The 23233-nt window shown below is 46.8% G+C and carries 24 protein-coding genes; 7 read left to right on the plus strand and 17 right to left on the minus strand.

Annotation, left to right across the window (positions count from 1 at the left end; translation table 11 throughout):
* Nucleotides 1–582: 582 nt before the first annotated feature.
* From pyrE to Q0394_RS03585, 6 genes are all read right to left on the minus strand, one after another.
* On the minus strand, nt 583–1194 hold the full coding sequence (gene pyrE / locus Q0394_RS03560) for an orotate phosphoribosyltransferase (protein WP_298945578.1): 612 nt from the start codon (nt 1192–1194) through the stop codon (nt 583–585).
* A gap of 310 nt (nt 1195–1504) precedes the next feature.
* Nucleotides 1505–2062, minus strand: coding sequence for a ribosome recycling factor (frr, locus tag Q0394_RS03565; RefSeq protein WP_298790885.1), 558 nt, complete (start codon nt 2060–2062; stop codon nt 1505–1507).
* A complete protein-coding gene (locus Q0394_RS03570) occupies nt 2052–3014 on the minus strand; it encodes a polysaccharide deacetylase family protein (protein WP_298790883.1) in 963 nt (320 codons plus the stop codon). The genes frr and Q0394_RS03570 overlap by 11 nt, the downstream gene beginning before the upstream one ends.
* Before the next feature lie 9 nt (nt 3015–3023).
* On the minus strand, nt 3024–3371 hold the full coding sequence (gene secG, locus Q0394_RS03575; protein WP_298945579.1) for a preprotein translocase subunit SecG: 348 nt from the start codon (nt 3369–3371) through the stop codon (nt 3024–3026).
* A 61-nt stretch (nt 3372–3432) separates the two neighbouring features.
* Nucleotides 3433–3816, minus strand: a complete 384-nt coding sequence (locus Q0394_RS03580; protein WP_298945580.1) for a thiamine-phosphate pyrophosphorylase — start codon at nt 3814–3816, stop codon at nt 3433–3435.
* The gene (locus Q0394_RS03585; protein WP_298945581.1) at nt 3809–4510 is read right to left on the minus strand and encodes a Bax inhibitor-1/YccA family protein; all 702 of its coding nucleotides are present in this window, start codon (nt 4508–4510) and stop codon (nt 3809–3811) included. Before Q0394_RS03585 ends, Q0394_RS03580 begins: the two co-directional genes overlap by 8 nt.
* 160 nt (nt 4511–4670) lie before the next feature.
* Here Q0394_RS03585 and Q0394_RS03590 point away from each other — a divergent pair, with 160 nt between their 5' ends.
* From Q0394_RS03590 to Q0394_RS03600, 3 genes are read left to right on the plus strand one after another with little or no spacing between them, the layout of a single operon-like run.
* A complete protein-coding gene (locus tag Q0394_RS03590; protein ID WP_298057676.1) occupies nt 4671–5300 on the plus strand; it encodes a carbonic anhydrase in 630 nt (209 codons plus the stop codon).
* On the plus strand, nt 5297–7144 hold the full coding sequence (locus Q0394_RS03595) for a mechanosensitive ion channel domain-containing protein (protein WP_298945582.1): 1848 nt from the start codon (nt 5297–5299) through the stop codon (nt 7142–7144). Before Q0394_RS03590 ends, Q0394_RS03595 begins: the two co-directional genes overlap by 4 nt.
* A gap of 16 nt (nt 7145–7160) precedes the next feature.
* Nucleotides 7161–7310, plus strand: coding sequence for a hypothetical protein (locus Q0394_RS03600; protein ID WP_298945583.1), 150 nt, complete (start codon nt 7161–7163; stop codon nt 7308–7310).
* Between the two features lie 188 nt (nt 7311–7498).
* On the opposite strand, the gene Q0394_RS03605 is transcribed toward Q0394_RS03600, so the two are convergent.
* From Q0394_RS03605 to Q0394_RS03625, 5 genes are all read right to left on the minus strand, one after another.
* Nucleotides 7499–8647, minus strand: coding sequence for a hypothetical protein (locus tag Q0394_RS03605; RefSeq protein ID WP_298945584.1), 1149 nt, complete (start codon nt 8645–8647; stop codon nt 7499–7501).
* A 176-nt stretch (nt 8648–8823) separates the two neighbouring features.
* The gene (locus tag Q0394_RS03610) at nt 8824–10089 is read right to left on the minus strand and encodes a sensor domain-containing diguanylate cyclase (protein ID WP_298945585.1); all 1266 of its coding nucleotides are present in this window, start codon (nt 10087–10089) and stop codon (nt 8824–8826) included.
* Between the two features lie 292 nt (nt 10090–10381).
* Nucleotides 10382–11665, minus strand: a complete 1284-nt coding sequence (locus Q0394_RS03615) for a TRAP transporter large permease subunit (protein WP_298945586.1) — start codon at nt 11663–11665, stop codon at nt 10382–10384.
* Between the two features lie 9 nt (nt 11666–11674).
* Complete coding sequence (locus Q0394_RS03620; RefSeq protein WP_298945587.1) at nt 11675–12217, minus strand: TRAP transporter small permease; 543 nt, start codon at nt 12215–12217, stop codon at nt 11675–11677.
* Nucleotides 12218–12223: 6 nt separating this feature from the next.
* Nucleotides 12224–13222: a DctP family TRAP transporter solute-binding subunit gene (locus tag Q0394_RS03625; protein WP_298945588.1), complete on the minus strand. Its 999-nt coding sequence runs from the start codon at nt 13220–13222 to the stop codon at nt 12224–12226.
* Nucleotides 13223–13578: 356 nt separating this feature from the next.
* Here Q0394_RS03625 and sodB point away from each other — a divergent pair, with 356 nt between their 5' ends.
* The 3 genes from sodB (at nt 13579) to Q0394_RS03640 (ending at nt 17222) form a co-directional block, all read left to right on the plus strand.
* Nucleotides 13579–14229, plus strand: a complete 651-nt coding sequence (gene sodB / locus Q0394_RS03630) for a superoxide dismutase [Fe] (RefSeq protein WP_298945589.1) — start codon at nt 13579–13581, stop codon at nt 14227–14229.
* A gap of 188 nt (nt 14230–14417) precedes the next feature.
* Nucleotides 14418–14783, plus strand: coding sequence for a hypothetical protein (locus Q0394_RS03635; protein ID WP_298945590.1), 366 nt, complete (start codon nt 14418–14420; stop codon nt 14781–14783).
* Nucleotides 14784–15116: 333 nt separating this feature from the next.
* Nucleotides 15117–17222 carry a ribonucleoside triphosphate reductase gene (locus tag Q0394_RS03640; RefSeq protein WP_298945591.1) on the plus strand — a complete coding sequence of 702 codons (2106 nt, stop codon included), beginning with the start codon at nt 15117–15119 and terminating at the stop codon, nt 17220–17222.
* A 127-nt stretch (nt 17223–17349) separates the two neighbouring features.
* Here Q0394_RS03640 and Q0394_RS03645 read toward each other — a convergent pair whose 3' ends face one another.
* The 4 genes from Q0394_RS03645 to Q0394_RS03660 form a co-directional block, all read right to left on the minus strand.
* The gene (locus Q0394_RS03645) at nt 17350–17592 is read right to left on the minus strand and encodes an isoaspartyl peptidase/L-asparaginase (protein WP_298790150.1); all 243 of its coding nucleotides are present in this window, start codon (nt 17590–17592) and stop codon (nt 17350–17352) included.
* Nucleotides 17552–18304 (minus strand): isoaspartyl peptidase/L-asparaginase, encoded by a 753-nt coding sequence (locus Q0394_RS03650; RefSeq protein ID WP_366115634.1) that lies wholly within the window; start codon nt 18302–18304, stop codon nt 17552–17554. Before Q0394_RS03650 ends, Q0394_RS03645 begins: the two co-directional genes overlap by 41 nt.
* On the minus strand, nt 18256–18390 hold the full coding sequence (locus tag Q0394_RS03655; RefSeq protein WP_298790152.1) for a hypothetical protein: 135 nt from the start codon (nt 18388–18390) through the stop codon (nt 18256–18258). Before Q0394_RS03655 ends, Q0394_RS03650 begins: the two co-directional genes overlap by 49 nt.
* A 255-nt stretch (nt 18391–18645) precedes the next feature.
* Nucleotides 18646–19281 (minus strand): GNAT family N-acetyltransferase, encoded by a 636-nt coding sequence (locus Q0394_RS03660; RefSeq protein WP_298945592.1) that lies wholly within the window; start codon nt 19279–19281, stop codon nt 18646–18648.
* Nucleotides 19282–19469: 188 nt separating this feature from the next.
* Between Q0394_RS03660 and murI the strand changes: the two genes are divergently transcribed.
* Nucleotides 19470–20450, plus strand: a complete 981-nt coding sequence (gene murI / locus Q0394_RS03665) for a glutamate racemase (protein WP_298945593.1) — start codon at nt 19470–19472, stop codon at nt 20448–20450.
* 531 nt (nt 20451–20981) lie between these two features.
* On the opposite strand, the gene Q0394_RS03670 is transcribed toward murI, so the two are convergent.
* Entirely contained in the window at nt 20982–21791 is an 810-nt protein-coding gene (locus tag Q0394_RS03670; RefSeq protein WP_298945594.1) for a M48 family metallopeptidase, read from the minus strand.
* A 384-nt stretch (nt 21792–22175) separates the two neighbouring features.
* Nucleotides 22176–23180: a putative transporter gene (locus Q0394_RS03675; RefSeq protein WP_298945595.1), complete on the minus strand. Its 1005-nt coding sequence runs from the start codon at nt 23178–23180 to the stop codon at nt 22176–22178.
* Between the last annotated feature and the right edge of the window lie 53 nt (nt 23181–23233).

Consider the following 23233-nt stretch of genomic DNA (forward strand, 5'->3'; position numbering starts at 1 on the left):
GGTGCGGTAAATTTTACGGCTCGTTTCCGCGTGAGCGCCGCTTGGTGCCGTTTTATCCAGCCGATCTTGCTCCGCTCATAAACGGCGCTTTGTTTGCCGCCCGATTATGCGTTTTGCCTGGCGTAATCTTTACGATATCTGCCGTCTTTGTTTGTCTTTATCTGAACGCCCGTTTACGGCGATTAATAATTTTCGTCCCGCGCATTTTTTCATCAAGCCTGCTTACGCTTGATTTATTATCAGCTCCATAAAATTTATCAAGTGCTGGTTTCAAATTTACGGCGTTCATCTCGCACCAAATTTTAAATTCATAAATTTCAGGACACTCTTTTGCGGGCGTAAATTTGCCTAAATTTGACGGTTGCCGTCAATTGCACAAAAACGGCAACGTAAATTTAATCCAGCTCCGATCGCGACTTATAAAACGCAACGGCCGATTTTACTTTATCGTCAAATTTGTCGCCTAAAATACTGCACAACCTAGTCAAATTTGATCCATGCTTGGTTTGCTTTGGTTGGCACCTGCAAAATCCATCCAAATTTCCACGGCTATATCAAGCCAAGCCGCGAAATTTAGCAAATTTAGTTACCTCTGCTGCCGGGCTTTATCGCCTTGCTTCCATCGGCGCAGAGTGGACAGTTTGCGGGCTCATAAATCTCAAACTCAAAGTTTCCAAGCGCGAAAAACAGCTTGTCGGCAGGCAGTTTGGCGCTAGCTTTAGCGACGCTGCCCGCTAAATTTGCGACCTTACAAAAGCCGCGATTAGCAAGTGCGGCAAATGCCACGACCTTGCCGCCTAGGTTCTCGATCACGCGTGCTGCCTCTAGCGCCGAGCCGCCCGTGGTTATGATGTCCTCGCAAACGACGAATCGCTCGCCTTCCCTTACCTCAAAGCCGCGCCTTAGGCTCATCACTCGCTCTACTCGCTCGGTAAAGATGAAGCGCTTTTTTGCTGCGCGAGCTAGCTCATAGCCCGCCAAAATACCGCCTAGAGCGGGCGAACAGACGCTGTCAAACTCTACGCCCGATTTTTCGATGACGGCGGCCAGCTCGTCTGCTAGAGCGCCTGCTAACTGAGGATCCTCGAGTACTTTGGCACTTTGCAGATAAAACTGCGAGTGGTTGCCGCTACTAAGTAAAAAATGGCCCTGCAAATACGCACCCGCGTCCTTGTAAATTTTCTCTAAATTCATCGTTTTTCCTTTGTAAAATTTGAGCGAATTTTACCCTAAGCGCGCTTAAGCTACTATTTTTTGAGCTTTTGACGGGTTGCGATTTTGCGTTATTATAAGCCTCTGCCGAGCAAAAAACGGCTAGCAATTTTAAATTTGGATATAAATTTTGGTAAAAGCGAGTATGGCGTGATAAATTTAAAATTTGGGCGAAATAGATAAACGCGCTTTAGGGTGTAGCAAAAGCGGACTAAAATTTATGCTAAATGCGAAATAGCGGAAGGTTTTTATAAAAGAAATGGCTCGTCAAATTTAACGAGCCGTACGTATTTTAAACTTTTAAAAGTTCGCTCTCTTTTTCTTTTACGAGCGAGTCGATCTTTGACGTGTAGCTGTCGGTGATCTTTTGGACTTCGTCTTGCCCTTTTTTGCTCTCGTCTTCGGTGATTGTTTTATCTTTTTCTAGCTTTTTAACCTCGTCGTTAGCGTCTTTTCTGATGTTTCTGATGCTGACTTTCGCCTTTTCGCCAAATGCCTTAGCGTGCTTTGCGTTTTCTTGGCGTTGCTCGACCGTCATCGGAGGGAAAAATAGCTTCACGCTCTCGCCGTCGTTGTTCGGATTTACGCCGATATTTGCCGCAGAGATCGCTGCGGTGATGGTTTTTAGCATTGGTTTTTCCCACGGCGTGATGCTTATGGTGCTAGCATCGCTAGCTAGCACGGTGGCGACTTGGTTTAGCGGAGTTTGGCTACCGTAATAATCCACGTAAATATTATCGACTATGCTTATATTTACCTTGCCCGTGCGAAGCGTGCTAAAGTCGCGTTTTAGACCCTCGATGCACTTATCGCTATGCTCTTTTTGTTTTTTGTAAATTTCATTCAGCATTTATATCCTTTACTAAAATTTTTGTCGTCGTTTTGCCGTTTACCTTGAGGCTCATTCTCACTTTATAGCGGTCGATCGGCTTGTTAAATTTAAGCGTCATCTGTCCGTTTTCAAGCTTGACTTTTTTCGTTTTTTGTCCCGTCATCGAAAAGTAGCCGTGAGTTGCGTTCTCTTCGGTTTTGATGATTATCTCGCTGATTTTATTGTCTTTCGGGTAGTCTTGCGGCAGTATCCATTCGGCTTTTAAAAATTTACTCGCAAGTGCAGACGGTAGGTGAGTGCCGTTCATCGCAGGGATTCTGTCTAGTTCGTGCAGATCGCTGTTTGCCGCGACTGCGCCGGAGTTTTGGCTTAGTATCACCTCGATGCCGTGCTCTATCGCGACATCGCGTACCCTGTCGTTATATTCGCCGAAAGGATAAGCAAAATAGCGCGGCTTGTAGCCCATATTTTTTTCAAATTTGCTTATGCCGTCCTCAAAGTCGTTTTTTAGTTTCTCTTCGTTAAGCCCGACCATATGTAGGTGACCGTAGGAGTGATAGCCGACTTCGCCGTATTTTTCCATCTCTTTGATCTGCTCAAAGGTCATAAAGTCGCCGTATTTTCGCGCGGTGGCCTCGACGTAGATCATCAGCGCAAACGGATATCCGTACTCTAAAAATACCGGCAAGCCCTTTTCGTAAAAGCTTTTGTAGCCGTCGTCTACCGTTAAAACGACCCAATTATCAGATACTGGCTCGCCGTTTTTGATAGCGTCAACGAGCTTTGAAAGAGGGATGATCTCATAGCCTTTTTCTTTAAAATAATCAAACTGCTCGCGTAAATTTTTAATAGAGACGTTAGTGCTCGGGTGTCTGTCGTCGTCAAATCTGTGATAGTTAAAGATATGCGCGTCTGCAAACGCAAACTGCGTCGCCGCAAACAATGCAAGCGCGGAAACTAATTTTTTCATTGACGCTCCTTATTTTTGCTCGCTTGCCGGAGCTTCTGGAGTCGCAGGAGCATTAGGAGCTTGCGGAACGATTGCCTCAGGAGCTGCAGGTAGCGACGAAGTATCGACGCTATCTATGAGAGATTTACTGCTTTGCGTGTTGTAAACGTAGCTTAACGCTAGAGTGTTTAGGATAAATAAAACGCCCACAACGAAAGTAAATTTAGCCAAAAAGCCAGCCGGTCCTTTTGCGCCAAACAGGCTTTCGTTGCTACCGCTATACGCACCTAGGCCGATAGAGGAACTCTTCTGAAGCAAAACGGCGATCGTCAAAACTACCGCGAAAATAAACTGCAATAATAAAAAAAGCGAATCCATAAAAATCCTTTTAAATTTTCAAAATTAGTCGCGATTATACTAAAAAAGTTTTGAATTTGGGTTAAATTTCTTTTTCTATCTCATAAAGTTCGTAGCGTATGGTTTTAAAAATCTCGGAAATTTTAACGTCGACGAGTTTAAAACACTCCTCTAAAACCCTTGCACTTTCCTGCGCTCGTTTGATGTTGGCAGTTTGCAAATCGTCCAAATTTAGGCGAATTTGCTCCTCTTTTAGGCTTGGTTTTAGCACGTCGTTTGCGGCGTCGCGAAATTTTATAAATTCCTTTTGCGGGATTTTTGCTTTGTGGCGGAGAGTTTTTATTTTTTTAGCGAGGGCTAGGTCGTCAAAGCCGTAACGTCTGATGTCCTCGACGACTCTAAGCCCTTCTTTTAAGCGGTTTAAATTTGCGTCTATTACGCGGTAGAGCCGCTCCTCGTTAGTCATCTCTACTAAAAATGCCTAAAATTTGAAGTAAAGAAACGAACAAATTCACAAAATCAAGATAAAGAGCGACTGCACCCTCGATTGGAGTTTCGTAGTTGCCGCGGATGATATTTTGCGTATCATAAAGGATATATGCGCTAAATAAAACCGCGCCCACGCTAGCGATCGCAAGCTGTAAAACCGGGCTGTGGAAAAATATATTTATAATCGCAGCCACGAGCAAAACGATAAGCGTGATGAAAAGCATCTTGCCCCACGTCGTAAAGTCGCGTTTGGTGTTCATCGCAAATACGCTAAGTCCGCCAAATGCTACCGTCGTAAGCGTAAAGGCCTGAGCTACTATCGCTGCGCCTCCGGGCATCGCAAAAGTGCGCCCCAAAATAGGCGTAAGCGTAAGTCCGCTAACGAAAGTAAAGGCAAAAAGCAGAATCAAATTTAAGCCCGCCTTGCGTTTGGCAAACATTAAACCGACCAAAAGTCCTAGCTCAAGTATCACAAATAGCCAGTAGTTGCCCGCTACCGTAGCTCCTAGCGAGCTATAAAGCCCGACGTAAGCTCCGACGCTGGCGGCTAAAAGCGAAGCCGCGAAAAGCTGATAGGTTTGCTTGATAAACGTGCTAAGCGCGCTTTGCGAATATTCGCTCGCAACCTCGTGCTCTCTTGAGTTTGCATAGTTTCTGTCATATAAACTCATTTTTTCTCCTTTTTTAAATTTTGACGCAAATTTAGCCAAAAATAGGTAAATAAAATATAAAAAATCGCTGAATTTGACGCGCGAAAAGCAATTTAAAATTTTTTGACGAAGTTTGAAACGTTTTTGATATAATATTTTAAAAAATTATCGGGAAAATATAATGCAAGAAATTTTAGACGGCGCCGTCAAATTTATGGAAGAAGATTTTTTAGAGCACAAGGAGCTTTTTGAAAGCCTAGGCGAGAAACAGACGCCGCATACTCTTTTTGTCGGCTGTATCGACTCGCGCGTCGTGCCTAGCCTCATAACAAACACGGTTCCGGGCGACCTCGTCGTCGTGCGAAATATCGCAAATATCGTGCCTCCGTACCGCAAAAGCGAGGAGTTTTTGGCTACGACGTCGGCGATCGAGTACGCCTTGCAAACGCTAAACGTGCAAAACGTCATCATCTGCGGGCACAGCAACTGCGGCGGCTGCGCGGCTTTATGGATGGATGAGGCTAAATTTAGCAAAACGCCAAACGTAAAGCGCTGGCTTGATCTACTTGAGCCGGTAAAAAAGCGCGTGCAAAAGCTTTTCGGCGACAATATCGCAAAAAGAGAGTGGCTAACCGAGCGCTTAAGCCTCGTAAATTCGTTTGAAAATTTACTGAGCTATCCAGACGTCAAGGCTAAATTTAAAGACGAGGAGCTAAAAATTTATGCCTGGCACTACATAATAGAAACGGGCGAAATCTACAACTATAACTTCGTAACAAAGAGCTTTAAGCTGCTAGGAGTCGAGAAATGAGAAAAATTTTAGCCACCGTTTTTGCGCTGTGCTTTAGCTTAAATTTGCTCGCAGATACTTCAAGCGACGATCTAAACGCGACAGGCATCCTAAACGTCGTAAACCAGATCAACGAAGCAAATGCTCAAATCGCCGCTATCAAGGCGCAGTCTGCCGAAAATAACGAAACCGCCGACAAAAACGTGCTTTTTAGAACGGTCTTAGAGAAAAAAGAAAAACTGATCGAGCAGATCCCCTATCTCGTCATGCAAATCGAAATCGACGAGGAGCAGGTACAAAATTTCAAACAAGAGATGCAAGAGTTAGAGACGAAAACCAAAAAGCTAAAAAACTCTAGCAATCAAAATTTATACGTCAAAAATATGCTCGAGCTCGAGCGTATGCGGCTTGATGAGCTATTTTACTCCTCGCTTTTAAATTTGGAAAATATCTTTAAAGAGGGCGGCAAAGCCGTAAACGTCAAACTTGCCGTCGAGAAGACGCTGCTTAGCTTTCAGACGGAGTTTTACGCACAGTTTAAGGCTTTTAAAGACTCGCTAAGCGAAGAAGTAGCCTTGGCACATAAAGGCGAATTAGACGCGCTAGAAGCACACAAAAAGACGCTGGAAGAGATACTCTACTATCTGCGCGATAACGCCGAGCTGCTCACGTCAAACTACATCATCTCCGAGCTAAATTTAAAAACCGCGATAGATTTTATCAACGAAAAGGCCTCATTTACGAGCAAATTTAACGTTGGCAAGGCTGCGATCATATTCGTCGTATTTTTGTTCTTCGTCTCGTTTACGACGCTACTTAGTAAGCTCACGTTGTGGGTGCTGATGAAATTTTTCGTCAAGCACGATTCGGATAGATATACGAAAGGGCGTATCGTCGAGATAATCAAGCGTCCGATGCTACTCACTCTCATAGCCTACGCGATAGATATCTGCGTCTCGATCGCGTACTATCCGGCTCCTATGCCGATAAAATTTGCAAATTTCCTAGCGATCACTTTCGTTATCGCCGTTACCTGGCTCATACTTAGCGTACTAAACGGCTACGGCATGGTACTCATCAACGAACTCACCAAAAAAAGCGGGCGTAAAGAGGTGATAAATTTGATCCTAAAGATCATCTATTTCATCATCTTCGTTATCGCGCTGCTTATCGTGCTTAGCAAGCTCGGATTTAATGTTAGCGCCATCATCGCCTCTCTTGGTATCGGCGGCCTTGCGGTGGCTCTTGCGACTAAGGATATTTTGGCGAATTTCTTTGCTTCCGTCATGCTACTCTTTGACAACTCGTTTTCGCAAGGCGACTGGATCGTGTGCGGCGACATCGAGGGAACGGTCGTGGAGATCGGACTTAGGAAAACGACCGTGCGAACCTTTGACAACGCCCTTATCTTCGTGCCAAACTCCAAGCTAGCTAGCGATCCGATCCGAAACTGGAGCAGGCGAAAGATGGGACGACGCATCAGGATGCTAATCGGATTAGAATACAGCGCCACGACCGAGCAGATCAAAAAGTGCGTCGAGGAAATCAAACAGATGCTAATCGACCACCCAGATATCGCAAAGGGCGACGATATGGGCTCAAAAAAGGCTAGCCGATACGACCGCGGTATCGTCTCGATCGACGATCTAGCGGGCTATAAGTCAAATTTATTTGTCGTCGTGGACGAGTTTGCCGATAGTTCGATAAATATCCTCGTGTACTGCTTTTCAAAGACGATAGTTTGGGGCGAGTTTTTGGCAGTCAAAGAGGACGTGATGCTAAAAATAATGAATATCGTAGAGGCCAACGGGCTTGGATTTGCCTTCCCTAGCCAGAGCCTATACGTCGAAGAAGTGAAAAAATAATTTTAAAGGAGAGAAAATGAGTGAAGAATTTGACTACGAAGAGGAAGATTTGGATGAAGAATACTCCGAATTTGACGACGAGAGATCCGAGCGATATAGCTACAACTACGATGAGAACGACTACGAATACGGCGACGAAGACGAAGAGGATAGCTACGAGATGTAAATTCGGTGCGTTAAATTTTAGCTTGGCGGGTTAAATTTACCCGCCAGAATTTGGAGCGTTTAATTTAGCTTTTGCGGATAATTTTTGTCAAAATTTAACGTCGGCGAGCCTTGGCGGTTTGCTTTATTTTTAGTTCAGGGTAAATTTAGGCTTTAAATTTAGCCCTACGCTTTTGCTTTTACTAAATTTTACGCATTGATATCTAGCTTTCGGATTTTATTTAGAACTTCTAAAAGCTTGGTTACGTCCGTTCCTTTTTCTTGTTCGGCTTTGATAAATTTCTCGAAAAATTCGCGCTTTATATCCTTGTAAACGTAGGTTTGGCTTTTACTAGTAGCGTGGATAGGTTTAAATTTCTTTTCTTTTGCGGCGTATGCGTGCGCTTCTTCTTTGACCGTTTCGTCAAAATCGCCTTTTTTTAGTGCGATTTTTTGCAGCACGCCTCCGATACTCTCGCCGTTTTTAAATACGTCTTTTAGAAATTTAAAAAACTCTTTTTTGCTCGCTTCGTCCGCGTAGCGCACGCGATCTTCTATATCTTGCCCCAGAAGAGTAATGCGCTCTTTTGCGGGCGTTTGGTCGAAATTTAGCGCGCCGTCCTTGAGCGAAATTTTGACGTTTGCGTATTCGCCTAGGATTTTATTTGCCGCGTACTCGAGCCATTTATCTTTAAACTCCTCCTCGCTCATATCAGAATCCAGTAGCTTCGAGGCCTTGGCGTCCATTATCAGGCCGCTGCCGCTACGCATGCCAAGCCCTGTGCCAAACCCGCCCAGATCGACGTTAAATTTACTCAAAAACTTATCCACGCTAAAGGCGTCTTGTCTAAATATATCGGACTGATCGCCCGCGTGCGCGATCAGAGCTCGCGTGCTATCTACGAAGCTTTTTAGCTCGGCGGCTTTTTCTTTGTCGGTACTCGGATCAAGCCCGTTCATCTTGCCCCAAATGCTGATTTTATCGTCTCTCGTGTAGCCGCTTAGAGAAAATATCCTCCTAGTAAATATGGGCTCGTCCGGTTTTAGTCCGAGCTCCTTGCGCCAATCATCCACTACCTTTTCAAATCCCATTTTTACGCCCAGCCACATGCTTAAATCCTTACCGGCTAGCTTTTTCGGATCAACCCTATCCGCCCAAATTTTGAGCTGATCTCGGTCTAGTTTATCCGGATCAAGAGCGTCATAATCAATCAGTGCCGTTAAATTTGGCTGTGCCAAGCTTAAATTTGAGGCCGAATCGGCAGATTCTTTTTCCTTGCGCGTTTTTAAATTTTGCCCGCGAGCGCCGTTAAAATCAAAATTTGCATTTGCGTTAAATCCGTTTACGCCGCCTATCATTTAAAATCCTTTTAAAATTTGGCTTTCTAACGATATCGGCAAAATTTGAATAAAATTTAGAGTAAAAGATAAGAAGCGATATCAAATTTACGGTCAGCCGCCAAACCGCATGAACGCTAACGAGCCGCCGTAAATTCGTGCCGCATAGCTACCGACCGGCAAACGCTAGCGTAAATTTATTTTTGCTCAAAGTCCTCCCAGGGATTTACGCAGTAGGTGCCGCGGCCCGCGTGTTTAGCCCTATAAAGAGCATCGTCGGCGCGCTGAAGTAGCAGGTCAAACGAGCCGTGCCCGATCTGTCCTTCTGCTATACCCGCACTCACGGATAGTCCGCTAAATAGCGGATTTTCTTGACAAATTTTAAAAAATCGGTCAATCAAAATTTGCACGCGAGGCGCTATGCTTTGCATGTTCGCGCCGTCGGTAAATATCGATATAAACTCGTCTCCGCCGATGCGTACGTTCATCGCGTCGTTAAAAATCTCCTTTATCAACTCCGCAATTGCAACTAGAGCCTTGTCGCCCGCCTGATGTCCGTGCTCGTCGTTTACCTGCTTAAAGCGATCTAAATCCATATAAAGTATGCTCATATGCGTGGTTTTTAGCTTGTCTAAAAATGCGTCCAGCTGGTTGCGATTTGCTAATCCGGTGAGCTGGTCGTAGTGAGCTAGATGCTCGATGTTTTGCAGATATTCGTACTCTTTCGTCACGTCGCGGGCGATGCCGACGGTACCGATGATCGTCTCGCCGTCAAATATCGGCGTTTTATACGTTTTTAGCTTGCTTAGTTTGCCGTCCGCGCGCATAACCTCCTCGTCAAAAAGGCAGGTCTTACGCGCAGCTACGACGTCGTCCTCGGTCTGGACGCAGACGTAGTCCGTTTGCTCGTAGACTTCTTTTGGGATATCCCAGATGTAGTAGTGATCCTTGCCCCGCACGAGCTCTTTTGGCTTGTTTACGACCTCGCAAAACTCGTCGTTTACCTCTAGATGTAGTCCGCCCATATCCTTAAACCATATCATATCGGGAGACGAGTTTATCAGCGTTTGTAGCCAAGTTTTTTGTAGCCATGCTTCTTTTCGCTCGGCGATCAAATTTAGCGCTTTTTCAAAGTAGAAGTCGTCTAAATTTGCAGCTTGCGGCCAAATTTCATCTGCGGCCTCTTTTTGCTCGCTCGTTATCTTTGCGGTATCCTTTGCGTAAATCGCCAAAAAGCCGTTTTCGCCGATACGTTTTTTTAGCTCGGTTAAATTTAACCCGCAATCTTCGCTTGCGATGATTAGGTATTGGTGCTCGTCGGGGATGGGCACAGGGATGTCGCAGGCGCTTTTTAGTATCTCAAATTTATGTTCAAAGCACGGTCTGGGCGGGATCTTGCCGTACTGCTCAAGCTTATTTTTTATATCCTGAGTTAAACAAATATGTAGTTTGACGCGGTACATGAATTCCCCTTTATTTTTTAGTTATGGTACAGCAGGATAGCTTTAACGAGGCTTTCGGGTGGATTTAAGGTATGGAATCAAAAATATCGACGGTTAAATTTGGGGGCAAATTTTATGAAAAGAAAGTGGCAGGCTTTGCTAAATTTACAAAATTTGATAAAGCCAGCCGTAACCATAAAAACATCAAAAAATTAAGCCCGAATGAATCTGGGCAACTAAAGGAGCGTATAATTTACGGACCGACCGCCGAGCCGTATAGGCCCGTGCGGCGCCGTAAATTTGCAAATTTAAATCAGCCTCCGTACATCAGCCTCGGTAGCCAAAGCGAGATTTCCGGGATGTATGTCACCAGGACGAGACCGACAAATAGCGTCAAAGTCCACGGCAAGCATGAGACGATGACGTCTTTTAGATTCATACCCGTTAGGCCGCTGGCGACGAATAAATTTAGTCCGACCGGCGGCGTGATCATGCCGATTTCCATATTTACGATTAACAGGATACCAAAGTGCACTGGATCCACGCCTAGCGCAGTGGCGATCGGTAGTAGCAGCGGCACCATGATCATAACGACCGATGATGGCTCCATAAACTGTCCCATGATGAAAAGCAGGATGTTTACGATGATTAAAAAGCCTATCTTGCCGATATTTGCGGCTAGGATGCTATCTGCTATCGTTTGCGGGATGTTTTCGCTAGTTAGCAGGTATGCAAATACGACCGCGTTTGCGATGATGAAAAATATCATCGCCGTCGTGATGGCAGACTCTAGGCAGATGTCCCACAGGTCTTTAAATTTGATATCTTTATAGACAAACAGCGAAATAATCAGCGCATATATGGCGCTCGCCGCGGCAGCCTCTGTTGGTGTGAAGATACCGCCGTAGATACCGCCGATAACGACTACTACGATTAGCAATGCCCAAAATGCTCTAAAGAATTTTTTTATCCGCTCGCTCCAAGGCTCTGGCGTAGTAGCTTTAAATCCAAGCCTCTTTGCTCCGATATAAGTCTGCGCTATCATCATACCGCCTAGCATCAGCCCCGGCACCACGCCCGCCATAAATAGCTGCGCGATACTGACCTCGGCCGTCACGCCGTAAACGATCATAACGACCGAAGGCGGGATGAGGATGCCTAGAGAGCCCGCGGTTGTGATGCCGCCCACGGCGTATTCTTTTGGATAGCCTGCTTCTTTGATAGCGACAAACATGATGGAGCCTATCGCTACGACCGTAGCAGGCGAACTGCCGGAAACCGCGGCAAATATAACGCACGCAAATATCGCGCTCATCGGCAAACCACCCGGTAGATGTCCGACCATGGATTTAGCAAAATCTATAATACGTCTAGCAGAACCGCCCTTGCTCAGTAAATTTCCGGCTAGGATAAACATCGGGATCGCCATGAGGGCAAATTTATTGATACCGTCAAAGATGAGCTGAGGTATCGTCGCGACGTCAAGATCCGTGAAAAAAAGCATCGTGATAACCGTACTAGCTCCAAGTGAAACGGCGACGGGAACGCCTATAAGCATGAGGCCAAACAGCGAAATAAACAAAAATGCGATGGTCATAGGCTCTCCTTAGCTTTTCTTGACCGAGTCGCGTATCATCTCGGCTTCGTTGTTTATGATGACTTTATCTGAAGGCGTCATAGCTATCTGATAAATTTTCTCTCCGGCGCGGTAGCTAGCGCCCAGAAACGCTATCGGAAGCACTAGCATCGGCACCCACTGCGGTACGCCTAGATCTACGCTCATAAAATCAAGCTCGTACATCACCTGCAGATACTGCACGCTATAAACCACGACGAACATCAAAAATACCGTTGTTAGGATGTTTGCGAAGATGAGGTAGGCCTTGGCGATAGGAGAGGGAAATCTCTCGATCAAAATCGTAACCGAGATATGAATGCCCTTTCTAAAGCCGTATGCTGCGGCAAAAAACGCCGACCAGATAAAAAGGTAGTTCGTTAGCTCGCCCGCCCACGACCAGCCCGTGTTAAAGCAGTAGCGCATAACGACGTTAATGAAGGCTAGCAGCGTGCCTGCGGCGATGCCTAGCACCGCTACGGTTTTGTTTACCGAGGCGATGCCGACATCTAAAATCTCAAAAAATTTACCCATAAAAGCCTACTTCGTATTTATCGTTTTTTCTATCAAATCTTGACCGATCGCGTTGTAGAAATTTGGATAAATCGGCTTCATCGCTTCCGCCCATTTGCCCTTTTGATCGGCGTTTAGCTCGATGATCTCAAGCTTTTTGCTCTCGCTTGCGTATTTTTTAAGCTCGCTTAAAATGTGCTCTTCCTCTTTAGCCGTCTCTTCGCGCTCAAATGCCGTAGCTTCTTTTAGAGCTTGCGTTACGTGAGCCTTCATATCATCAGGCAAACCTTTCCAAAATTTCTCGCTCATAACGACTAAATATCCCAAATATCCGTGGCTAGAGAGCGTTAGAGAGCTTTGAGCCTCGTAAAATTTGGAGTTGTAGAAGTTTGACAGCGGGTTTTCGGTCGCATCGACTACGCCTTGTTGAAGGGCCGGATAAACCTCTGAAAAAGGCAATACTTGCGGGTTGCCGCCGACTACTTTGATCTGCTCTTCAAGCACTTTTGAGCTTTGGATGCGGAATTTTTGTCCCTTAGCGTCCGCAGGCTCTACGATCGGTTTTTTGCTCGAGCTAAAGTGCTTAAATCCTGCGTCCCAAAAATCAAGCGCGATGAAGCCTTTTTTAGCGATCATATCTTTTAGAGCTTGTCCGACTTCGCCGTCTTGAACAGTGTAAAGATGGGCGTTGTCTCTAAAGATAAACGGCAGGTCAAAAAGCTGAAACTGCGGCACTATCGGCGTAAATTTAGAAAAACTAGGCGCCGCCATCTGTACGTTACCCAGCTTTAGAGCTCCAAAAACCCTATCATCGTCCATCAGCGATGCGGCAGGATATACCTCGACTTTGATCGCTCCGCCGCTAAGCTCGCCGACTCGTTTAGCAAAAAAGTCCGCAGCCTTGCCTTTTGGCGTAGAAGCTGCAACGACGTGGGCAAATTTGATCGTGTATGTTTTACCTGCGGCAAATGCGCTGCCCGCAAGCGCGCATGAAAGAAGCAGTGCGGAAAGTAACTTAATTTTCATCTGTGATCCTTTTTAAAAGATTAGCTAATTCAGCTAGGTGCAATTATAATTCATAAAAAAGCGGCTGCGTTAAAATGTTTCGACTTTTTGCAATAAATTTCAAATTTATGTGTAAATAAGTAACAATGTCTCAAATTTTACCGTCAAATTTGAGAGCAAGCCAAAGTAAAATATAACGCTAAAAAGACTAAATGTTACGAAAATACACATTATTTTTATTAAATTTGACCTTTTCGTGCGGCGAGACGAGTCAAATTTGATAAAACGGAAGCATCGGCGCGTTTGTTTGCGTGTTAATAAATTAATTACTTTTTTATTGCTATAATACGGATAAATTTTATTACAAAGGAAAAATTATGTTTGAACTTAGAAAACTGCCTTTCGATCCGAAAGCAAACGCCGTCGTCAGCGAGGAAACCTGTAGTTACCACCACGGCAAACACCACCAAACCTATATCAATAACCTAAATAATTTGATAAAAGGTACCGAGTTTGAGGGCGCTAGCCTCTTTGATATATTAGTAAAAAGCTCCGGCGGCGTGTTTAACAACGCGGCTCAGGTCTATAACCACGACTTTTACTGGGATTGCATCGCGAAAAAAAGCCAAATGAGCGACGAGCTAAAATCGCGCCTAGAAAAAGATATACCGAATTTTAAAGAGGAGTTTTTAAAGGCTGCGACTACGCTTTTTGGCTCCGGCTGGGCGTGGCTGGTTTACAATCCAAAAGAGGATAAGCTGCAAATCGTACAAACTAGCAACGCGCAAACTCCGGTAACGGACGGCCTCGTACCGCTTCTAGTCGCGGACGTTTGGGAGCACGCATACTATGTAGATCACAGAAACGCGCGCCCTGCGTATTTGGAGAAGCTGTTTGAAAACATCAACTGGCATTTCGTCTCAAGCGCTTACGAGTGGGCGCTAAAAGAGGGGCTAAATTCGGTTAAATTTTACGTTTCCGAGCTTCACGGCGGCGCTAAATCTTGCTGCGGTTGTGGCTGTCATTAATGCCGAGAAATCGCTGATTTTGCGAGCTTTTTAGGAGCGGCGATAAATTTGCGGCGGCTTATTTTTTAAATAAGCGTAAGCCCGCGAGTAAATTTAGCCTTGAGCAACGACTCCTTCTTGGCTAAGTTTACTTTATATAAACTATTTTGAAGTAATATTCGAGTCTCATTTCACAAAAAAGGACGAAAATGAAGAAGTTTTTAGTTTCATCTTTGGCGGCTTTTGCTGCAGTTGCTATGCTTAGCGGTTGCCACGCGCACAAAAGCGAGAGCACAAATAAAGCGCAAATCACCAAATCAGAAGCTGAAGTTATTAAATTTACGGGCGTAAACGACCCGAAATACGTCGTTAGACTAAGCTCTACCGATAAATTTAACACAGCCGTGCTAGAAGACAGCAAAGGTCACAAAATCAACCTTAAAAACGCAGTCACAGCAAGCGGCGTAAGACTAGCGAACGACGATATCGGCACAGAGATAACGTTTAAACGCGGCGAAGGTATCCTAAACCTTGCAAAAGGTGGCGAGGATATTTTCTTAAGATACGACGAATAAAAACTTTCCCGCCGAATTTTACGGCGGGACTTTCTCTCCCTCAAATTTACCAAATTTAACTCCCGCAAAATCTCGTCAAATTTGAACTTTAGCTTGTTTTATAGCTTTATTTTAAATTTGCTCAAATTTAATATCTCTTATCAAAAACAGCTTTGTATTAAATTTTAATAGCCCTTTATAAAATGCCCAAGTATACGCGGTTTAAAAGCGATTTTAAACTTAAAAATGACATTTTTAACTCAAATTTCGTCGCTAATTCTTAAGCCAATTTTCTTAAATTATTGGATATACTGCAAGGATTTTTATTTAAAAGTACTATAGGAGTTGGTAGGTATGAAATTTATTTTAAAAAGAGATGGAACAAAACAGGAATACCTACCTTATAAAATACAAGACGCAATCAAAAAAGCCTTTGAAAGCGAGTCTAAAGAATACGACGACAAGGTCTTTTTAGACGTGATGGGGCGCGTGTTTGACAGCGAAGTTTTGAGCGTCGAGGACGTGCAAGACTACATCGAAAAGGCGCTTTTTAACGCGGGACACTTCGACGTGATGAAGAGCTTTATGCTCTACCGCCACACGCACAAGCTTCAGCGCGAGCAAATTTTAGGACTAAACGAAGACACCACCTACATCAACTCCACCCAAACTATCAGCGAGTACATCAACGGCACCGACTGGCGCATCCTGGCAAACTCAAACACCAGCTACTCAAACGCCGGCCTCATCAACAACACCGCGGGCAAGGTCATCGCCAACTACTGGCTGGATAAGGTGTATAGCAAAGAAGAGGGCCTCGCACACCGAAACGGCGACTATCATATCCACGACCTAGACTGCCTCACGGGCTACTGTGCGGGCTGGAGCCTTAGGGCGCTACTAAACGAGGGCTTTAACGGCGTGCGCGGCAGAGTCGAGAGCAAGGCGCCCAAGCACTTCCGCGAAGCGCTATATCAGATGGCAAATTTCCTAGGAATTTTACAAAGCGAGTGGGCGGGCGCGCAGGCGTTTAGCAGCTTTGACACATATCTTGCGCCTTATGTTTTTCGCGACAAGCTAAGCGACAAAGAGATCAAAAAGGCGATAACGAGCTTTATCTTTAACCTAAACGTGCCGGCTCGCTGGGGTCAGAGCCCGTTTACCAACGTAACGATCGACATCACTTGCCCGTCCGATCTACGCGATCAGATACCTACGCGCGAGGATAGGCATATATTTAGCGATTTAGAGGATGTCGAGCTAGCGCAGGAGGCCGCCAAGCGCGGCTTTAACAAGCTAACGGATATGACCTACCGCGCATTTGAGCCCGAGATGAACCGCATCGACAAGGCCTTTTACGAGATCATGACCGAGGGCGACAAGTGCTCACAGCCCTTTACCTTCCCGATCCCTACGGTAAATATCACCGAGGACTTCGACTGGGATAGCGAGGTGGCGAAGGTGCTTTTTGAAAACACCGCGAAAATGGGTTCGAGCTATTTTCAAAATTTCGTCGGCAGCCAGTATACGACCGATGAAAACGGCAACCGCGTCGCAAACGACAAGGCCTATAAGCCGGGCCACGTGCGCTCGATGTGCTGCCGCTTGCAGCTAGATTTACGCGAGCTGCTAAAGCGCGGCGGAGGGCTGTTCGGTAGTGCGGAGATGACCGGTAGTATCGGCGTCGTGACGCTAAATTTAGCTCGCCTGGGCTACCTATATAAAGGCGATAAAAAGGGACTCTACACGCGCCTTGAGTATCTGCTAAATTTAGCCAAATCCACGCTCGAAAAAAAGCGCAAATTTATCCAGGATATGTACGAACGCGGCCTGTATCCGTATACCGCGCGCTATCTAAAACACTTTAATAACCACTTTAGCACCATCGGCATCAACGGCATGAACGAGCTTTTGAGAAATTTTACAAACGACAAGGAAAACATAGCGACCGATTTTGGGCGAGAATTCGCGATCGAGATGATCGAGTTTCTACGCGGTAAAATTCGCGAGTTCCAAGAGAGTACCGGCAACCTTTACAACCTCGAAGCCACGCCTGCCGAGGGCACGACATACCGCTTTGCTAAAGAGGACAAAAAGCGCTATCCGGACATCATCCAGGCGGGATTTGGCGAAAATATCTACTACACCAACTCCACGCAGCTGCCGGCAAATTTCACCGACGATGCGTTCGAGGCGCTCGATCTGCAAGACGAACTGCAAAGCTCCTACACGGGCGGCACGGTGCTGCACCTATACATGAAGGAGCGTATCAGCTCGGCCGAAGCGTGCAAAGACCTCGTGCGCGGCGTGATAAACAACTACAAGCTGCCATACATCACGATAACGCCGGTCTTTAGCGTCTGCGCCAAACACGGCTACATCAGCGGCGAGCACGAATACTGCCCGAAATGCGACGAGGAGCTTTTGGCTAAATTTAAAGCTGAAAATAGCGTAAAATAGGATAAATTTGAGCGGCGAAGCGTTGTTTGGCTTTGCCGCTTTTAAATTTGACTGCGTATTTATGTATAAAATCAAAATTTAACTAAATTTGACCCCGCCCGAGCCAAAATAAGCGGGGTAAATTTGATTATTTCTCCCCTAGCGGCCAGTAAACGACCGGTTTGGCTCCGAGCCTTGCCTCGCCGTGATACATGCCGAGCTTGTCTTTCGTCCACGCAAAGCCCGTGTGTCCGTGCTTGTCGATCGAGATGATGCCGCCGCTGCCGCCGAGCGCTTTGACCTGAGCTACTGCTTCTTCGACGGCCTTTTGCACGTCTTGCGTTTTGTATTTATAAAGAGCTGAGACCTCGTGCGCGGCATTTACGCGCATGTAGATGTCGCCCGTGCCCGGTGCATGAAACCGCCACCGAGTCGTTATCTGCGTAGGTTCCAGAGCCTATTATCGGGCTATCGCCGATGCGGCCGGTCATTTTGTTGGTCATGCCGCCGGTGCTGGTCGCTGCGGCTAGGTTGCCGTTTTTATCCAGCGCGATCGCGCCCACGGTGCCAAGATACGGGCGCTCGTATAAATTTAGCGATGTCTTTTTCGCCTTTTCGCTATCAAGTAGCAGCTTTTGCTTCTCTTTAGCTTTTTGCAGCGCGTCGTATCTAAACTGCGTGAAAAAATACTTCTGATCGACCATCTCCAGGCCGTTTTCTTTAGCGAGCTTGTCGGCTCCCTCGCCCGCAACCAACGTATGCCACGTCTTATCCATCACGAGTCTGGCGCCTAGGATTGGGTTTTTGATATGCCTTGCCATCGCGACTGCGCCCGCTTTTTTAGTCGAGCCGTCCATGATCGAGGCATCAAGCTCGTTAAATCCGTCGGCGGTAAATACCGCGCCCTTGCCTGCGTTAAAATTCGGATCGTCCTCAAGCACCATTATTGTCGCAGTTACCGCATCCATCGCGCTGCCGCCTTTTTCAAGCACGGCTTGACCCGCCAAAAGCGCCTTTTTCATCGGCTCCTCGCGGATTTTAAATTCCTCTTTGGTTAGATCAAGCCCGCTGGTGCCGCCGTGAATGACGATAACGGGGAAAATTTCTCCTGCGCATTCGCAGCCGTTAGCCCGAGCAGGGCCAGACTCGCCGCCATAAAAACGGCCTTTGAGAGTGAAAAGTGCTTCATAGGGTCTCCTTTGGAATAAAGTTTAAAATAATACTATAACTTTCTATATTAAGAATGAGTTAAAGTTTGCTTGCTTAATTGATAATATCTATAAAATTTACGGCGTAATTTTAGCTGTTTATATTTGCGCCAGAGCGTGCAAATTTAAGTCCGCTAAGTGTTAAAATCGGCGCGGTACCTGAAATTATTGGTAGCGCGATTGAGATGTAGCGTGGTAAAAGCACAGGTATTCTAATCTACAGGATCAAATTTAATTTACCCCAGTTTCTTGCCCAGTATCGTCAGACTCTCGATTTTGCCGCCCATATCGCAGACTTTGGGTAGTTCGTCCCAGCGCGCAAAGCCGAATTTTGCAAACAAATTTAGGCTTGCCGCGTTGCTGGAAAATATCAGCGCGACGACGTTTTTGATGCCAAATTTTGGTGCACTTTCGCGTATAAATTTTACGAGCCGTCCACCCAATCCTTTGCCGCGAGTGTCCGCTGCGATGTAGACGCTGATCTCTGCGGTGATGCGGTAGCCCTCGCGCGGATGATAGTAGCTGAGGCTGCCCCAGGCTAAGATTTCGCTTTTTTGGTTTGCGACGCCCGGCTTTTGCGCGCCCAAATTTTCGCCCTTTTGGTCAAATTTCCTCTCGCAATCAGCTTCAAATGTTTCGCCGTCTCCGCTCGTCAAATTTCCTTCGCAAATCTCGCGCAGCACGTATATCGGGCGATTTGCCGCCTCGTGCGCGTCAAACCATGCTTCGCGCCCCTCTATGCCCACGGGGTGCAGCGTGGCTGTGGCGTTTCGCTCTAAAACGCTTGCGTTATAAATGCGCGTGATGGCGGCGAGATCGGCCTTGACGGTGCGCGAGATTTCGTATTTTGCGGCGGCGAGATTTTCTTGCACTTTGAATCCTTTTTAAATTTAGCCGATTTTACGCCAAATTTGATTAAAAACAGCAACGAAAACGTCAAATTTGTACGTCGATAAAGGCGCGGATCTAGCCGCCCTAAAAAGCCAAATTTACGCCCAAAGGCGAAATCGCCGTAAATTTGAGTTATAATCTCTTTTTAAATTTAACCTTGGATAAAGATTTGAAAATAGCATTTTTTGACTCGGGTATCGGCGGGCTAAGCGTACTCGCCGAGGCTCTGCGGCGGTTTAGCGGAGCGGAGTTTTTGTATTTTGCCGACGAGGATCACGTCCCCTACGGCACGAAAAGCAGGGCCGAGATCGTGCGGCTAAGCCTCGATGCGGTCGGATTTCTGGTCGAGCGCGGCGCGGACGGGGTCGTCGTTGCTTGCAACACCGCCACTAGCGCGGCTATCTCGGAGCTTCGCGGCGCATTTAGCGTGCCGGTTATCGGCATGGAGCCCGCCGTCAAGCTCGCTGCGGACAGCTTCGGCGCGCGCCCGACGCTGCTCATCGCCACGCCGCTAACGATCGCGGGCGAGAAGCTAGCGCGCCTCGTGGGGCGGCTGGAGTGCGAGACGTGGAGCCTGGCGTTACCGCGCCTCGTGGAGTTTGCGCAGGATTTGGAGTTTGACTCGCCTGCGGTTCGGGCGTATCTGCGGGAGGAGCTAGCTAAATTTGATCTTGAGCGCCTCGGTTCGCTCGTGCTTGGCTGCACGCATTTTAACTATTTTAAGGACGTTTTGCGCGAAATTTTGCCGTCTCACGTGCGCATCATCGACGGTATCGACGGCACGCTAAACCGCCTAGCAAGCAAGCTTGGCGGAGGGCTAAAGCTTGCGCGCGGCGAGGATTTATCGGTACTGGCAGGTAAATTTAACGCGGACTGCGGCGTAAAATTTGATACGAATTCGTCGGTGCAAGCCCACAAATTTGGCGCGGAAGGACGAAGCGCGAGCAGCGAGCAGGGCGCGAAAGGGGGCAACGAAAGCTGTGTCGGCAAAAATAATGCAGGAGGGTGCGACGAGTGCGATGGCAAAATTTACTACCCAAACGGCAACAGCGTAGAGTATTTTTACTCGGGCATGGCGCTAGATGCGGCGCAGCTACGCAAGGTGGAGATATTTTTAAAGCGGCTTGATGCGATGCGGGAGATTGGTTAGCGATATATTTATGGCGTTTAACGGCGTAAATATACTATAAATTCGGTGCGGATTGTTAAATTTGGCTAGAACAGCAAAGAAAAAATCGCCCATGCGACATCACTCAAAAAGCGGCACGGCAAAATAAAATGATCGCGTCAAATTTTCGCAGACGCAGCGACTTTTACGAGGAGTTTTTCGAAAAGCAAAATCGCATAAAGCAAATTTGGCACGGACAGCGATCGTAAATTTAACGCCAACTATCGGCATGCGCGGGCAAATTCGACGTAAATTTATAAAATTACTAGCAAATTTGACGACCAAAAAAGACTCAAGCAAAAATCATAAGTAAAAATAAATTTGCCGCCTTCGTAACAAATCAAAAATTCGGCGGCAAATTTAAAATAAGAGTTCAAATTTTTAAGATACGGCGGACATTATCGGAGCTTGTTGCACTCCTCTATCCGCCTTACAAATCTACTTAAACACCGGTGCGGCCGCCTAAAACGGCCAACCGCAAGCGCTTAAAAGAGCCGCTAGGCGAGCTAAATTTTACTTTTTAGCTTGCAGATACACCGGCTCGAGCTTGGCTGCGACCTCGCGCAGATCGGCTATACGGCTCTCGTTTGAGGGGTGGGTGCTCAGTATCTCAGGCACGCTGCCGCCGTTTTTTTGCGACATTTTGACCCAGACGTTTACCGCCTCTTTAGGATCGTAGCCCGCGCGCGCCATCAGCTCCGTGCCGATGTGGTCGGCCTCGCGCTCGTGGGAGCGAGAAAATGGTAGCGAGATGGTGTACTGCGCAGCCATATTTATGGCGCCGGTAGCTAGATCGCCTAGCCCCGCAGCCTGCGAAACGGCGAAAATGCCGACGTTTTTGAGCATATCCGTGCTGGCCTGCTCGCGGCTATGCTCACGCAGCGCGTGTGCGATCTCGTGTCCCATGACGGCGGCTAGCTCGCCGTTTGTGAGCGATAGGTTTTTGATGATGCCGCTATACACGACGATGCGGCCGCCGGGCATACACCACGCGTTTATCGTGTTTTCGTCGATCACGTTTACTTCCCATTTCCACTTGAGCGCATCCTCTCTAAATGCTCCGACCTGCGCGATCAGGCGTTTGGCGACGTCTTGCACTCTTTTTGTCATCACGGGATCGATGTTTAGCGCTCCCTTTTTGCGCGCGCCGCTTAGCGTCTCTACGTAGGCTTTGGCCGCGGCCTCGTTCATCTCCTGTTCGCCGACTAGAAACATCTGGCGTCTGTTTTCGCCTAGCGCGCCGCCGCTAGTCGAGCTGGTGAAGCAGCCCGTCAGCATCGTCGCGGTAAACACGGCGAGCAAAATAATTTTCCTTATCGTCATTTTTCATCCTTTGCGAGATTTTGGCGATTATACCGCTAAAACAGCTATAAATTCGTAAATAGGCGTTTAAATTTGGCTTAACGGCGGCAAATTTGTAAAGAAACGGCGGGTAAATTTGGGTTTTGTAAATTTGGCGGCGTAAATTTGGCTTGGGTTTAGCGGCTTTAACGGATCTGCGTTAAATTTGTGCGGGTCAAATTTGGCAAATTTTCGTGCCTGAACCCGCTTTAGACGGCTCGGACGCGCAAACTAAAATTTAACCGTCTCCCTCGAGCCGTCAAATTTGCGTCCGAAATGCTAAATTTGAGCGGTCGCCGGCGCGAGCGCGAGCCAAATAAACCCGAGTCGCCACGCAACCAAAAGTTAAATTTGAAAGAGTCTGATTTACACGGGCTCGCTTTGTAAATTTTCATCGAGCTTAACGCGCTTGTACTCGATATTTTTCTCAAATTCCTTAAGTCTTTTATGGATAGAGCGCAGCTCCGTGATGACCGTCCAGTTGTTCATAAACACCGCAAGCGACCCGCGCACTTGAGAAAAGGCATTTACGACTTGCATCATCACGCCAAGCGTTATCGAGCCTGCGAGTACGCTAGGACCCATCGCGATGAGCGGGACGATAACCATGCTCTGGCCGAACATATATCTCCAGACATCAAAGTATCCGTAGTGCAAAAATAGCCTGTAGTAATTTCGTTTTAGGTCATTAAACAGTCCTTCAAGCTTCTCGGGCGCGCCGTAGTTTGCCTTGTCGTCCTCGGCGTATACGAGCTCTTTTCTAAACGCGGCTTCGACCTTTTGGTTGTTGTACTCAAGGCCCGGTAGCTTGATGCCGACAAACCACGAGATCGCGAGTCCGCCGATACTAACCGTTAGCGCGATCCATACGAGCGAGCCTTCGCTTTTGCCCAGTAGCGGTATATCGACCTGCCCGCTAAGCGCCCAAAGTATCGGTATAAAGGCGATGAGTGTCATCACGGCGTCGGCTACTTGCGAGCCTAAATTTTCCACGACTTTGGCAAAGCGGTAGATATCCTCTTGGATACGTTGTGAGCTGCCTTCGATGTCGATTTTGACGTTTCGCCAGTATTTTATGTAGTCAAACGTCATCGCCTCGCGCCACTTAAACGTCCAAAGGCGCGTGAAATAGTTCGTCATCGTCGCAAGCAGGACGTACGGGAAGGCGATCTTGGCAAATCTAAGCACGCAAGTCCAAAAATCGTCTATCGTGTGATCTTTGACGTTTTGCAAAATATCGTAAAAGTCCTTGTACCAATTGTTTAGAAGCACTATCATCTGTACTTGCGCGTAGGTCGAGATTAGCAGCGCCGCGAGCCCGAAATACGCCCATGCGGCCCATTTTTTATTCGCGAAAAACGACGAAAACATCTATTTGCCTTTAAATTTGAGATTTAGTCGCAAAGTATAGCAAAACCCAGCTA

Source organism: uncultured Campylobacter sp., assembly GCF_938039205.1.
Classification (GTDB): Bacteria; Campylobacterota; Campylobacteria; order Campylobacterales; family Campylobacteraceae; genus Campylobacter_A.

Coding starts and splice junctions, on each gene's coding strand:
- pyrE (WP_298945578.1), bottom strand. CDS start 1,194: ATGAATTTAGAGAAAATTTACAAGGACGCGGGTGCGTATTTGCAGGGC.
- frr (WP_298790885.1), bottom strand. CDS start 2,062: ATGCTGAATGAAATTTACAAAAAACAAAAAGAGCATAGCGATAAGTGC.
- Q0394_RS03620 (WP_298945587.1), bottom strand. CDS start 12,217: ATGGGTAAATTTTTTGAGATTTTAGATGTCGGCATCGCCTCGGTAAAC.
- Q0394_RS03645 (WP_298790150.1), bottom strand. CDS start 17,592: ATGCGCGTAAATGCCGCGCACGAGGTCTCAGCTCTTTATAAATACAAA.
- Q0394_RS03580 (WP_298945580.1), bottom strand. CDS start 3,816: ATGACTAACGAGGAGCGGCTCTACCGCGTAATAGACGCAAATTTAAAC.
- Q0394_RS03570 (WP_298790883.1), bottom strand. CDS start 3,014: ATGAAAAAATTAGTTTCCGCGCTTGCATTGTTTGCGGCGACGCAGTTT.
- Q0394_RS03605 (WP_298945584.1), bottom strand. CDS start 8,647: ATGATAGGCGGCGTAAACGGATTTAACGCAAATGCAAATTTTGATTTT.
- Q0394_RS03670 (WP_298945594.1), bottom strand. CDS start 21,791: ATGACGATAAGGAAAATTATTTTGCTCGCCGTGTTTACCGCGACGATG.
- Q0394_RS03600 (WP_298945583.1), top strand. CDS start 7,161: ATGAGTGAAGAATTTGACTACGAAGAGGAAGATTTGGATGAAGAATAC.
- Q0394_RS03625 (WP_298945588.1), bottom strand. CDS start 13,222: ATGAAAATTAAGTTACTTTCCGCACTGCTTCTTTCATGCGCGCTTGCG.
- Q0394_RS03675 (WP_298945595.1), bottom strand. CDS start 23,180: ATGTTTTCGTCGTTTTTCGCGAATAAAAAATGGGCCGCATGGGCGTAT.
- Q0394_RS03595 (WP_298945582.1), top strand. CDS start 5,297: ATGAGAAAAATTTTAGCCACCGTTTTTGCGCTGTGCTTTAGCTTAAAT.
- Q0394_RS03615 (WP_298945586.1), bottom strand. CDS start 11,665: ATGACCATCGCATTTTTGTTTATTTCGCTGTTTGGCCTCATGCTTATA.
- Q0394_RS03655 (WP_298790152.1), bottom strand. CDS start 18,390: ATGAAGCACTTTTCACTCTCAAAGGCCGTTTTTATGGCGGCGAGTCTG.
- Q0394_RS03590 (WP_298057676.1), top strand. CDS start 4,671: ATGCAAGAAATTTTAGACGGCGCCGTCAAATTTATGGAAGAAGATTTT.
- sodB (WP_298945589.1), top strand. CDS start 13,579: ATGTTTGAACTTAGAAAACTGCCTTTCGATCCGAAAGCAAACGCCGTC.
- Q0394_RS03635 (WP_298945590.1), top strand. CDS start 14,418: ATGAAGAAGTTTTTAGTTTCATCTTTGGCGGCTTTTGCTGCAGTTGCT.
- Q0394_RS03640 (WP_298945591.1), top strand. CDS start 15,117: ATGAAATTTATTTTAAAAAGAGATGGAACAAAACAGGAATACCTACCT.
- secG (WP_298945579.1), bottom strand. CDS start 3,371: ATGGATTCGCTTTTTTTATTATTGCAGTTTATTTTCGCGGTAGTTTTG.
- Q0394_RS03610 (WP_298945585.1), bottom strand. CDS start 10,089: ATGTACCGCGTCAAACTACATATTTGTTTAACTCAGGATATAAAAAAT.
- Q0394_RS03585 (WP_298945581.1), bottom strand. CDS start 4,510: ATGAGTTTATATGACAGAAACTATGCAAACTCAAGAGAGCACGAGGTT.